Below are 13,531 nucleotides of genomic sequence, written 5' to 3' on the forward strand. Positions count from 1 at the left end.
CACATATTCCCTATGCATCTAAATATCTTTTGACTGCCTTCCCACTGACCCTTCTGTAGACCAATAAGGCAATGGCCACAATTACTAATACAATGGAGATCACTTGTGCGATGCGCAGCGACTCCGTCAGCATCAAACTATCCGTCCGCAATCCCTCAATGTAAAAGCGGCCGATGGAATACCATAATACATATGTTAAAAATAGTTCACCCCTGCGCAAGTTCACTTTCCGCAAACTTAAGAGGATAATTACACCGATGAGATTCCAAATCGATTCATACAAAAAGGTTGGGTGATAATAAGTACCGTTTATGTACATTTGATTAATGATGAATTCAGGCAAGTGCATATTTTCAAGGAATGACCTTGTAATTTCTCCTCCATGCGCTTCCTGATTCATGAAATTACCCCAACGGCCAATCGCCTGCCCCAACAATAAGCTTGGTGCTGCAATATCCACCAGCTTCCAAAATGAGACTTTCTTGACCTTGGCAAAAACAATAACGGTCAACACCGATCCAATCAGCGCTCCGTGTATGGCAATTCCGCCATTCCATATTTTTATGATATCCCCTGGGTTTTGTGAATAGTACTCCCACTGGAAAATGACATAATAAATACGTGCACAAATGATTGCGATAGGGACGGCGAACAAAATCAAATCTGTAAATATTTCCTTATCAAGACCTCTTCGCTCACATTCCCTTAAAGCAATAATAAGACCAAGTAACACACCGAAACCGATGATCAGTCCATACCAATGCACCTGAATAGGACCAAGATCAATAGCGATTGGATTCAGTGGCTGTATTCCCTGTTCCATATTGTCCCCTCTTTTCCTTTATACCTTTTAAAATTCATCATGCTCCGGATCTGCAATCGCATGATTCAAGCGATCAGAAAACTGTTCTGCAGCATTTACTCCCATTCGTTTCAGTCGATAATTCATCGCTGCCACTTCAATAATAACAGCCAAATTTCGACCAGGACGAACGGGCACGGTAATCTTCGTCACTTCCGTATCGATGATTTTCATTTTTTCTTCATCAAGACCAACCCGGTCATATTGCTTGTTTTTTTCCCAAAGTTCCAAACTGATGACGATTGAAATCTTTTTATTACTACGGACTGCACCAGCTCCAAATAGAGTCATTACATTTATGATTCCCAATCCTCTTATTTCAAGAAGGTGTTCAATCAAATCGGGTGCATTCCCGACCAGCGTATCTTGATCTTCCTGGCGGATTTCGACGCAATCATCAGCAACTAGACGATGACCCCGTTTCACTAATTCAAGAGCTGTCTCACTTTTACCAACACCGCTTTTCCCGGTAATCAACACACCTAATCCATAAATATCCACCAATACACCATGAACAGCTGTGGTTGGTGCCAATCTACTTTCAAGGAAATTGGTCAGACGGCTGTATAAACGTGTCGTCTTCATATTAGATCTCATCACAGGAACGGATTCCCGCTCTGAAGCTTCAATCAACTCAATAGGCACTTCCTGTCCACGCGTAATGATGATGCCTGGAGTAAAGTCCCTGCATAACTCTTCCATCCTCTGTATTCGATCTGGTTCATTCAGCCGATTAAAAAAGGACATCTCCGTCATACCTAATAGCTGTACTCGATCTGCGGGATAATAATCAAAAAAACCAGCTATCTCAAGTCCTGGACGAGATAAATCACTTGTGACAATTGGCCGGTTAATTCCTTCTTCTCCACTGATAAGTTCTAGACCGAACGCTTCTACTATATCTTTTGTACGGACTTTTGCCATATATCTTTCCTCCTTTAGGAGCGATGCTATTTTTTAGAGATACTTTTTCTATTTTAGCATTTTTCTGTTAATAACCAAACAAAGCACTATCGATTTATTGTTTTTTTATTCACTCACCCGGATGATAAGAGCGAGAACAGACCAATGACAGGAAAGAGATGAGATGAACATACCTGCTACTTCCGCTCGTATGATTACAATGTAAAAGAAAGCCCGACAGTTATATTTGAGGGTTTAACCGGTTGTGGGTTTGTTCCATTTGAATGTTCTTTTCCACTCCAGGCACTCGCTTTCCGCGAACGGTCAAGGAGCATTATCGGCTCTCCTTGCGCATGCGGGGCCTCCCTTGGATACGCTTTTCCCAGGAGTCTCGTACCTTCCGTCACCCTCGAACCTTTCTGGAAAGATTGGCTTTTTTTTTCGTGGTATTGAGGGTCTTGGGTTAATCTCATTTCGGATAAATTCTGATAAGCACGCGTTTCTTTTCGAGCAATTTTCTTTTCAAATTTGTGTAGATTCGCCTTCACATGTGTCGAATCAACGACAAAGTGTAGGCAAAATGGTTCTATCTAAATGATAACGTACAAAACAGTTTGCTCACTCATTCCATGCTCTTCAGACCGAAATGGTTTTTAGAAACACAAAGAAACAATTGAGTGCGTATTCGCAAATGCAAAAGAAAGCATGGAATGAGTTGGACAACGTTAGGGGGACTTAAAAATTGTCGATGCAGAAAAAGGGTTTTGGAATGGGACCATTCCAAAACCCTTTTGTCTAAAAACTGTACCAGCCAAGTTAATTTGGCTGGCTTTCTTTTTCTTCAGGAAACCGTTATCGCTGCAGTCTTGGTTTCTGCAAAAACATGAAGCACAGGAACCTCTTCTTTAACCGTTTTAAACTTAAGAACCTTTTGAACCACATCGCTCTTCTCTTCGATGATGGTCATTCCCTCCAAACTTACGTTAAAACTTCCTAAATTAGATTTTAACTCTCCCTCAATGGCCTTACCAGGGGGCAGGATAAGCTTGACTTTTCCAGTAATTGACTTCGCATGTATAGAGTCACAATCCATCCCAAAGTTCGAACAGACGATTTCACCATTAAAAGTTTGGACATCCAGTTTCTTGAAGTACCCAGCGGCATTTATGGCTCCATTCAAAGTTTCGGCTTCCAAGTCATTAAAGTTTGTATCTGAAATGGTGATCATCCCGTTACCCGTTTCGAGCTCACACGAATCACCTTTTCCTTGCATGATATGAATGGCACCATTCGCGGTTTTTGCTTTAAGGTTCTCTGATTTCAATGATTCAGTCGTGATGGCACCATTGAACAGTCTTACATGAATGTCCTCATATTCCTTCCTAGGAATGTACATGATCGTATCGACTTTAATGGCTTTTTCCCGAACCTTGAACTTCATCTTTCCATCTTCAATCGAAAATTCAACTTCTTCTAAAAAGTTTTTTCTCGCTTCTTCTATATCTTCCACCCGGTATACCTTAGCATGGCATTCAACCCGAACATCCTTCTGATTCCATGTAGCAATTTTCACTTTCCCATTGGCTATATCTACATCAACTTCATTGAGGAAATCATAATCATGCTGGAAAATATGACTGACTTCCACAGATTTCCCGAAATTGAAATCAAGGTCCGTTTCTTTTATTTTCTTAAAAGCACTTTCAACGAAATCAATAATCTTTTCCTTCGATGACTGGATATTCTTCTTAAACGTATCCTGAGTACTTCCTTCGCTTTTCTTATCCACGACAACCGTCGATAATTCATTTTGTAGTTTCTGCTCTTTAGCTTCACTTTCCTGACTAGCTTTTTCTAAATCTTCTAAAAGGCCCATGGCTTCTTCGGCTGTTAACTTGCCATCTTGAATCATTTCTAAAATCTTCTTTCTTTCCTCCTGCATGAACATTCCTCGCTTTCTTCTATCATGTTATTCATACATACGCCTAGATATCTAAAAAGTTTCATAAATGCCGTTTTTCCCATCAATCGACAAAGTAATATGACAAGATTCTCAAAGGAAAAAGTATAATTTCCCCGGAAATATCCTGTTTATGCAGTATTTAATCAAATGATTGATTAATTTCACACTGTCATTTTTCTACAAAAAAACAAGCCCGCAGGCTTGTTCTTTTAAGCATGTTCATGCTCCTGTTCTTTTTCTTCAATCCAATTTTCCATGCGAATTTGATCACGTGTAAGTACAGGTTTTAAATATTTCCCCGTGTATGAATCGGAAACTTCACATATTTTTTCTGGTGTTCCATAAGTGACGATCGTTCCACCCTTATCTCCGCCTTCTGGACCTAAATCAATAATATGGTCCGCCGTCTTAATGACATCCAGATTATGCTCAATCACTAAAACGGTATCCCCATTATCAACCAGCCGCTGCAGGACTTCGAGCAACCTTGCTATATCATGGACATGTAGTCCTGTAGTCGGTTCATCCAAGATATAAAAGGAGCGACCAGTGGAACGGCGATGCAATTCAGAAGCGAGTTTAACCCTTTGCGCTTCACCGCCTGATAAAGTGGTAGCTGGCTGTCCAAGCTTGATATATCCCAAGCCAACGTCAAAAATCGTTTGTAGCTTCCGTTTGATTTTCGGGATATTCTCAAAGAAACTAACACCTTCCTCAACTGTCATATCAAGAATGTCGGAAATGTTTTTCCCTTTATATTTCACTTCAAGCGTCTCCCGGTTATAACGTTTCCCATGACAGATTTCACATGGTACATAGACATCAGGAAGAAAATGCATTTCAATCTTGATAATGCCATCACCACGGCATGCTTCACAGCGACCACCCTTCACATTGAAGCTGAACCGTCCTTTTTTATAACCGCGTATCTTCGCTTCATTAGTTGAAGCAAAAACGTCACGAACATCATCGAATACCCCTGTATAGGTAGCTGGATTTGATCGAGGGGTTCTACCTATCGGTGATTGGTCAATATCAATGACTTTATCTAAGTGTTCGATCCCTTTAATCTCACGAAAGTCCCCTGGTCTAGATTTTGCCCGGTTCAGTTTTTGAGCCAATGACTTATGGAGAATCTCATTCACCAATGTACTTTTCCCTGACCCCGAGACTCCAGTAACAGCTGTAAAGACTCCAAGAGGGAATTTCACATTAACGTTTTTCAAATTATTTTCCTTGGCACCTTTTATTTCAATGACACGCCCATCATTTTTCCGGCGTTCCAAAGGCAATGGAATGAACTTCTTCCCTGCTAAATATTGACCCGTTAATGATTTAGGATTATTCATGACCTCTTCCGGTGTACCAGCGGCCACTATTTCCCCTCCATGTGCACCTGCTCCAGGGCCAACATCGATCAAATAATCGGCTGCAAGCATTGTATCTTCATCGTGTTCAACGACAATCAGTGTGTTACCGATCTCGCGCATATTTTTCAGCGTTTCAATTAATCGATCGTTATCACGCTGATGCAGCCCAATTGAAGGTTCATCTAAAATGTACAGGACTCCCGTCAATCGGGAACCGATCTGCGTTGCCAATCGTATACGCTGCGCTTCGCCGCCTGATAATGTTCCCGCTGCCCTGCTTAACGTCAAATATTCCAAGCCTACATTAGCCAGGAAACCAAGCCGCTCGCGAATTTCACGTAAAATCAATCTCGCAATTGCAGCTTCCTTTTCCGTCAAGTCAAGCTCATCGAAAAATACTAACGCATCTTCCACTGATAAAGCTGTCGTTTCACTTATATGGACACCTTGAATGAGCACAGAAAGACTTTCTTTTTTCAATCGATGACCCTTACAGGTTGGACAGTGGTGTTCTGACATATATTTCTGCATTTGCTCCCGAATATAGTCTGAACTCGTCTCCTTGAAGCGCCTTTCGATATTTCTTAAAACTCCTTCAAAAGGAATATATCCTTCTTGCACTCTTCCAAAATCATTTTTATAACGGAAATATATCTTATCTTTGCCTGAACCAAGCAAGACCTTCTCCATCTTCTCTTCCGGTAAATCCTTAACGGGCACATCCATATCTATTTCATAATGGTTGGCTACCGCTTCAAGAAGCTGAGGATAATATTGTGAGCTTGTCGGCTCCCATGGTGCAATTGCATTTTGACGTAGGCTTAACTCCTTATCCGGTATGACCAGATCTCGATCCACTTCAAGCCTTGCTCCCAAGCCATCACAATCCGGACAGGCTCCAAACGGGCTATTGAAGGAGAACATTCTTGGCTCTAACTCTTCAATTGAAAAGCCGCAGTATGGGCAAGCATGATGTTCACTGAACAGCAGTTCTTCTTCACCCATAACGTCAATGATGACTTTGCCTTCGCCAAGCTTCAGAGCACTTTCCAATGAATCTGCAAGCCTTGCCATGACACCCTCTTTAATGACGATCCTGTCTATAATGACTTCAATTGAATGTTTTTTATTCTTTTCGAGATTGATTTCTTCACTAAGATCATGCATTTCCCCGTTTACACGGATGCGGACATATCCTTGTTTCTTAACTTCCTCCAAAACTTTTGCATGTGTCCCTTTTCTGCCTGAGACAAGCGGTGCCAATACCTGAAGCTTGGTTCGCTCAGGGTAATCCAAAATGCGGTCCACCATTTGCTCAATCGTTTGGGAGGTAATCTCTATATGATGGATCGGACAGGTCGGCCTGCCGACCCGTGCATATAACAGCCTTAAATAATCATAGATTTCCGTAACAGTCCCTACGGTTGAACGAGGATTTCGACTGGTCGTTTTCTGGTCTATGGAAATGGCTGGTGACAAACCTTCAATTGCATCGACATCCGGTTTATCCACTTGACCTAAAAATTGACGCGCATAAGCAGACAGTGATTCTACATAACGCCTTTGCCCTTCTGCATAAATCGTATCAAAAGCCAAGGAGGACTTTCCGGATCCGGACAATCCAGTTAGCACGACAAGTTTGTCTCTCGGTATCGTGATATCGATATTCTTTAAATTATTGGCCCTGGCGCCTTTTATCACAATCTTATCCATTGCCATGTTTCGTCACCCTTCCGCTTTTAACTCTAGTAATAAATCACGCAGCTCGGCAGCTCGCTCGAAGTCCAGTGCCTTTGCCGCTTCCTTCATTTCTTTTTCCATGCTTGCCATCACTTTCATACGCTCTTTCTTAGGAAGCTTGGCGAGGCTTGGTGCAAGATCCTCTTTGTACGCTTCTCCTTCTTCCGCTACATGAGTAGCCTTGATGGAATCTCGGATATCCTTTTGAATGGTTTGTGGCAGTATTCCATGCACATTATTATAATTTTCCTGAATTTCACGGCGTCGTTTCGTTTCATTAATGGCAAGTTCCATCGAATTCGTGATGCGGTCTGCATACATGATGACGTGACCGTTGGCATTACGGGCGGCGCGGCCCATCGTCTGAATTAGCGATCTTTCCGAGCGAAGGAATCCTTCTTTATCGGCATCCAGAATGGTCACTAATGAAACTTCCGGAATATCCAATCCTTCTCGTAAAAGATTGATTCCAACCAATACATCATATTTGCCCATTCGCAGCTCCCGGATGATTTCTATCCTTTCTAGGGTTTTCACTTCCGAATGAAGGTATTGGACCTTGATGCCTATTTCCTTTAAATAATCAGTTAAGTCTTCAGACATCTTTTTCGTTAATGTCGTAATGAGGACACGTTCGTTCTTTTTCACCCGATCCTGTATTTCACCAATCAAGTCATCTATCTGCCCTTCAATTGGCCGTACTTCAATCGTTGGATCCAGCAAGCCGGTAGGACGGATAATCTGCTGAACCATTTCTGGTGTATGCTCAAGTTCATATGGTCCCGGAGTTGCCGAAACGAATATCGATTGATGGACCTTTTTTTCAAATTCTTCAAATCTTAGCGGACGGTTATCTTTTGCAGACGGCAGACGGAAGCCATGATCGACGAGTACTTGCTTACGTGCCTGATCTCCATTGAACATGCCCCTGATTTGAGAAAGGGTTACGTGCGACTCATCCACGACCAGCAGAAAGTCTTCAGGAAAATAATCTATTAACGTGTACGGCGTCGCACCTGCCGGACGAAGCGTTAAATGTCGGGAATAGTTCTCGATCCCTGAACAAAAGCCCATTTCCCGCATCATTTCCAAATCATAACGGGTCCGTTGCTCCAAGCGCTGGGCTTCAAGCAATTTCTCATCTTCCCTTAATTCCTTCAATCGTTCTTCCAGTTCAATCTCGATATTTTGGATGGCTACCCTCATTTTCTCTTCGCGGGTTACGAAATGGGAAGCCGGGAAAATAGCAATATGTTCGCGTTCACCAGTGATTTCACCAGTAAGGGCATCGACTTCACGGATACGGTCAATCTCATCCCCGAAAAACTCGACCCGTACGCAATGTTCATCGCGGGAGGCCGGGAAGATTTCGACCACATCGCCGCGAACGCGGAAAGTCCCCCGTTGAAAGGCAATATCATTTCGTTCATATTGAATATCCACAAGTCTGTGCAACAATGCATTTCGGTCTATTTCCATGCCCGTTCGGAGAGAAACGACCATCTCACGGTACTCTTCAGGGGAACCCAGACCATAAATGCACGATACACTGGCAATGATGATGACATCTTTCCTTTCGAACAAAGATGAAGTTGCCGAGTGACGCAGTTTATCGATCTCATCGTTGATGCTTGCATCTTTTTCGATGAATGTATCAGTGGATGGAACATAAGCCTCTGGCTGATAGTAATCATAATAGCTAACGAAATATTCGACGGCATTATTAGGGAAAAACTCTTTGAACTCACTGTAAAGTTGCCCTGCCAACGTTTTATTGTGGGCGATGACAAGGGTCGGTTTATTGATTTGCTGAATCACATTGGAAACGGTGAACGTTTTCCCTGTCCCCGTCGCCCCCAATAATGTCTGCATTTCCTTTCCTTCTTTAATCCCATCGACAAGCATTTCAATTGCTGCAGGTTGATCCCCTTGAGGAGAGTATTTTGAGACTAACTCAAATTTATCCTTCACCAAGCATAGCCTCCTATTGAAATATTTTTATATGAAAAACGGGACATGACCATATCCCTTCTATTTATTCCGGTTTAAGAATGTATATATACACATTCTACCACAATTGCCTCAAAACAAACCAGCAATAAGCGAACGTCCATTCTACTTTTAGATTGTGAACTCTATGGGCGTTGGAGTGTAAATGCAAGTTGAGTACAAAAAAAGCACCTTTGATGTCAGGCGCTCTTGGATGTTCGTTTCATCATTCTTTTCGATAACCAAAATCCCACTGTCAGGGATAATGCATCAACGATGATCAATAAGTTTGTATGCGTATAACCTTTATATGCAGAAGCTGTAATCAAGGCAACAGTTAAAACAAGTCCCACGACATTGTTATAGGTAACCCTTGAAAATAACATGACAAGTAGACAAGGAAGGAAAAGGGCAGAAAGAATTTTAATCATTTTATCATCTCCTTTATAAGAGAAAAATAGAGTAGTTTCAGTTTAAATGATTATGAAGTTTTTTGCCAATCTATTTCCTGCTTGATTTCATATCATCTTCAGAAGAACGTTCCAGCCATCCACTCAATTATTCCCATAAAAAAAGGAAGCCAACCCCTTTAAAAGGAGTTGCTTCTTTTTTTGACCAATCAATATGGATCTGCTTCATGTCCTTTTCTTTCTGCATCCTCTGGGTTATCCGTTCCACCTAGAGGCTTTGAAGAATTCGTATGTTCAGAAGCTGAAGCTAGGCCCTCTTTTAGTCTGCGGCCATATTCTTCATCAGCCTCTGCAGCAAGAGCTATCATTTTTTCTTGAATGCGCGGGTCTGCCGGAGCTAATGCCGATACTAAATTGGAGATTAAATCATCTCTTTCCCAATCTTCAAATTCACGATATGTTTCACCAGCCTGTTTCGTATTGCTTTGGCGATCTATTGTTTCACGGACCAGTTTTCCTTCTACAAATGGTGTATGCTCTTTACCCGTTTGTTCGGCTTCCTTCAACCCTCCTACAGTTGATGGCTCATAGTTGATGTGAGGACTTTGATTGCCTCTGCCAACTTCATATTGCATCTGGCCGCCAGTCTGATTCGTGGCTGTTGGTTTCTTTGGAGCATTAATCGGCAATTGAAGATAATTTGCTCCAACACGGTGACGTTGTGTATCAGAATAAGAGAATGTACGTCCTTGTAACATTTTGTCATCGGAGAAGTCCAGCCCGTCCACCAAGACGCCCGTCCCGAATGCAGCTTGTTCGACTTCAGTGAAATAGTCCTCCGGATTTTTATTCAATACCATCGTACCGACATGCAGCCATGGGAACTCATCTTTCGGCCAGATCTTCGTATCATCCAGCGGATCAAAATCCAACTCAGGATGATTATCATCACTCATGATCTGTACGTTTAAATCCCATTCCGGATATTCCCCACGTTCAATCGCTTCATATAAGTCCTGTGTGGCATGATTGAAATTCGTTGCTTGAATTTCATTGGCCTCTTTCTGTGTCAAGTTCTTGATCCCTTGTTTCGGTTCCCAATGATACTTGACAAGTACAGCTTTGCCCTCTTCATTCACCCATTTATAAGTATTGACGCCCGACCCTTGCATCATTCGGTAATTGGCTGGAATGCCCCAAGGGGAGAATACAAATGTGACCATATGAAATGTTTCCGGTGAGCTGGAGCAAAAATCGAAAATCCTTCTGCCATCCTGAATATTCGTGACCGGATCCGGTTTGAAGGCATGAATTAAATCAGGGAATTTCATGGCATCCCGGATAAAGAAAATTTTCAGGTTATTCCCCACAAGATCCCAGTTTCCGTCCTCCGTATAAAATTTAACGGCAAATCCCCTAGGGTCACGCAGCGTTTCCGGGGATGTCCCTCCATGGATTACAGATGAAAATCTCACGAATACCGGTGTTTTTTTACCTTCCTCCTGAAAGACTTTCGCTCTCGTATATTTTGAAATCGGCTCGTCCCCCGCTTTACCAGTCGGAACAAAGTAACCATGGGCACCTGCACCACGGGCATGCACGACCCGTTCCGGAATGCGCTCCCTATCGAAGTGACTGATCTTTTCCAGGAAGTCATAGTTCTCCAAGGTACTTGGTCCTCTGTTCCCCACAGTTCGAATGCTCTGGTTGTTCGTTACAGGGTGCCCTTGCCTGTTCGTTAATGTTTCATTAGATTCATCATTTGCTTTTTTGGATTTATCGGACAAAAAAATCCCTCCTCTGTTAATAAAAGCCATAATACTACTTTACTTTCCCCAATTCCCTATATTTAACTCTCCAAACTTCATATTTACATACCATTAATCAAATGAGTGCTTTTTTCCTATATGGAAATGAGTATATTTTCATTCCACCTACTAAGTTTCATAATAAGGATGAAAAGCTTTGAATGAGCATACCCATTTTTGTATAAGTCAACAGGACGCCATTATAATGAAGTAAGGACAAAAATAAATCAAAAGCGAGGTAACCTCATTGGACGAATCAATATTAGGAAGACTTAGCAGGATGATGACTGGAAAAACCAGTCGCTGGGTTGTCATTGCTGTATGGATAATTGCAGCAATACTATTAACACTCACATTGCCTGACGTAAAGGATCGAACAGCAAATAATGCCGCGGACTTGCCTGCAGACTCAGCTTCTGTCGTGGCTGATGAACTTATTAAAGAAAAGTTCCCCAATTCCTCAGGGATTCCAGCCTTACTGACATGGCATCGGGAAGGCGGACTGACAGAAGCCGACTTGACCGAAATCCAGTACCTTTCCAAAGAGCTGACAGATCATCCACTGACTCAGCAATCTTTTTTACCACCGCTTCATGAAATCCCATTGCCCGCTCTGCATGGGTCCGTTTCAGAAGATGGCATGACTTTCGTACAGCCGCTCTTCTTTAAAGAAAAGACCGAGACTGCCCTTCTGGAAAAAAATCTTGAAAGCATTAATGAAATCGTTTCAGAACGTATTGGAACAGACCCGTTCAAGGTCCCGATAGATTCAGATGAATTATCCCTTCGTGTAACAGGCCCTGTAGGGATATCCGTCGATGCAACGGGATTATTTTCAGGTGCTGATTTCCAATTGCTTTTAGCAACCGTAATACTTGTACTTGTCGTCTTATTACTCATTTACCGCTCCCCGCTTTTAGCCATCATTCCTCTAATCGGAGTAGGCTTCGCCTATCTGGTCACAAGTCCGATTCTTGGATTCATGGCAGACCATGGTTGGATCACTGTCGATTCACAAGCTATTTCAATCATGACCGTATTATTATTCGGTGCTGGAACGGATTATTGTCTATTTTTAATTTCTCACTACAGAAGTGAATTAAGAAATCATGAAAGTAAACGGGAAGCGATGATTGCCGCATTTAAAGATTCGTCCGGCGCAATTGCGATGAGCGGCCTTACGATTGTCATCTCCCTATTAACATTGCTTGTAGCGAAATACGGAGCGTATCACCGGTTCGCCGTACCCTTTGCCTTGTCCATCTTAATCATGATGGTGGCAGCTTTAACACTTGTACCGGCATTGCTTTCTATATTCGGGAGGGCTTCGTTCTACCCGGTTGTTCCACGCACACCAGAAATGGAAGAAGCACGGGCTAAGAAAAAAGGAAAAACCGTTAAAAAGCATAAAGAAACGGGCCGCATCGGTAATTGGCTTGGTCATATCGTCACAACCAAGCCATGGACTGTCATTCTTGCATGTTTGATCATCTTTAGTGTTTTAGCTGGATATTCTTCGCAAATAAAATATTCATATGATATTCTCTCTTCATTCCCTGAAGATATGAACTCCCGAGAAGGCTATGCTGTCATTTCCGACTCGTACTCACCAGGCGAAATGGCGCCAGTCACAGTGGTTGTCGATTCAGATGGTAAGGATATTGATTTAGCGGCATCATTAAAAGAGATGAAAATCGTTGAAAGTGTTGCAGATCCCGTTAATAGTAAATCCAATAAAGATCTGCAGTCATATGAAGTCACATTCAACATAAACCCATATGATATTGAGGCCATTGATTCTATTCCGGATATTCGCACCATTGCGGAGAAAGAATTGAAAGCGGCCAATGTCACTTCCGTCGGTGAAAAGGTATGGATTGGCGGGCAAACTGCAACTCAATTTGATAAAAGGAATACGGTAAAAGCCGATGAATTCATGATTATCCCGATTATCATCGTCTTGATTTCCTTGCTTCTTTTAGCCTACTTGCGATCGATAACAGCCATGGTTTATTTAATGGGAACTGTGATTCTCTCTTTCTTTGCAGCCATGGGCTTAGGTTGGATAATCTTGCACCACTTCATGGGAGTGGACGCCATCGAAGGAACAATTCCACTATATTCATTCGTGTTCCTCGTTGCATTAGGAGAAGATTATAATATTTTCATGGTTTCGAGCATTTGGCGGAAGAAAAAGACGAGGCCAATCAAGCAGGCCATTAAAGAAGGAGTTGCCGAAACTAGCGGTGTCATTACATCAGCCGGAATCATCTTAGCGGCCACTTTTTCCGTTCTTGCTACACTGCCGATTCAAGTATTGGTTCAATTCGGACTGATTACTGCTTTAGGTGTGTTAATGGACACATTCATCGTCCGTCCATTCCTGGTTCCTGCAATTACCGCGCTCCTTGGCCGTCGTGCCTTTTGGCCGAGTAAAGCCAAACACCATGAAGAGAATGAACATGCCAATTAATAGAGGGTTAGAC

Annotated in this window: 8 protein-coding genes; 1 reads left to right on the forward strand and 7 read right to left on the reverse strand. The window is 42.4% G+C overall.

Annotated features, from left to right (window positions below):
- Nucleotides 1–10: 10 nt before the first annotated feature.
- From lgt to ACQKMH_RS17605, 7 genes are all read right to left on the reverse strand, one after another.
- Complete coding sequence (gene lgt, locus ACQKMH_RS17575; RefSeq protein WP_427588755.1) at nt 11–823, reverse strand: prolipoprotein diacylglyceryl transferase; 813 nt, start codon at nt 821–823, stop codon at nt 11–13.
- 27 nt (nt 824–850) lie between these two features.
- Nucleotides 851–1,786, reverse strand: a complete 936-nt coding sequence (hprK, locus tag ACQKMH_RS17580; RefSeq protein ID WP_427588756.1) for an HPr(Ser) kinase/phosphatase — start codon at nt 1,784–1,786, stop codon at nt 851–853.
- A gap of 820 nt (nt 1,787–2,606) precedes the next feature.
- Nucleotides 2,607–3,707 carry a DUF4097 family beta strand repeat-containing protein gene (locus tag ACQKMH_RS17585; RefSeq protein ID WP_427588757.1) on the reverse strand — a complete coding sequence of 367 codons (1,101 nt, stop codon included), beginning with the start codon at nt 3,705–3,707 and terminating at the stop codon, nt 2,607–2,609.
- A gap of 230 nt (nt 3,708–3,937) precedes the next feature.
- Nucleotides 3,938–6,817 (reverse strand): excinuclease ABC subunit UvrA, encoded by a 2,880-nt coding sequence (uvrA, locus tag ACQKMH_RS17590; RefSeq protein ID WP_427588758.1) that lies wholly within the window; start codon nt 6,815–6,817, stop codon nt 3,938–3,940.
- Nucleotides 6,818–6,823: 6 nt separating this feature from the next.
- Nucleotides 6,824–8,809 (reverse strand): excinuclease ABC subunit UvrB, encoded by a 1,986-nt coding sequence (uvrB, locus tag ACQKMH_RS17595; protein ID WP_427588759.1) that lies wholly within the window; start codon nt 8,807–8,809, stop codon nt 6,824–6,826.
- A gap of 218 nt (nt 8,810–9,027) precedes the next feature.
- A complete protein-coding gene (locus ACQKMH_RS17600) occupies nt 9,028–9,258 on the reverse strand; it encodes a CsbA family protein (RefSeq protein WP_034309928.1) in 231 nt (76 codons plus the stop codon).
- A gap of 188 nt (nt 9,259–9,446) precedes the next feature.
- The gene (locus ACQKMH_RS17605) at nt 9,447–11,054 is read right to left on the reverse strand and encodes a catalase (protein ID WP_427588760.1); all 1,608 of its coding nucleotides are present in this window, start codon (nt 11,052–11,054) and stop codon (nt 9,447–9,449) included.
- Nucleotides 11,055–11,325: 271 nt separating this feature from the next.
- Between ACQKMH_RS17605 and ACQKMH_RS17610 the strand changes: the two genes are divergently transcribed.
- Nucleotides 11,326–13,518 carry an MMPL family transporter gene (locus ACQKMH_RS17610; RefSeq protein WP_427588761.1) on the forward strand — a complete coding sequence of 731 codons (2,193 nt, stop codon included), beginning with the start codon at nt 11,326–11,328 and terminating at the stop codon, nt 13,516–13,518.
- The last annotated feature ends 13 nt before the right edge of the window (nt 13,519–13,531 follow it).

Source organism: Peribacillus sp. NPDC097895 (assembly GCF_050277555.1).
Lineage (GTDB): Bacteria > Bacillota > Bacilli > Bacillales > DSM-1321 > Peribacillus.

Coding starts and splice junctions, on each gene's coding strand:
- lgt (WP_427588755.1), bottom strand. CDS start 823: ATGGAACAGGGAATACAGCCACTGAATCCAATCGCTATTGATCTTGGT.
- hprK (WP_427588756.1), bottom strand. CDS start 1,786: ATGGCAAAAGTCCGTACAAAAGATATAGTAGAAGCGTTCGGTCTAGAA.
- ACQKMH_RS17585 (WP_427588757.1), bottom strand. CDS start 3,707: ATGCAGGAGGAAAGAAAGAAGATTTTAGAAATGATTCAAGATGGCAAG.
- uvrA (WP_427588758.1), bottom strand. CDS start 6,817: ATGGCAATGGATAAGATTGTGATAAAAGGCGCCAGGGCCAATAATTTA.
- ACQKMH_RS17600 (WP_034309928.1), bottom strand. CDS start 9,258: ATGATTAAAATTCTTTCTGCCCTTTTCCTTCCTTGTCTACTTGTCATG.
- ACQKMH_RS17605 (WP_427588760.1), bottom strand. CDS start 11,054: ATGGCTTTTATTAACAGAGGAGGGATTTTTTTGTCCGATAAATCCAAA.
- ACQKMH_RS17610 (WP_427588761.1), top strand. CDS start 11,326: ATGATGACTGGAAAAACCAGTCGCTGGGTTGTCATTGCTGTATGGATA.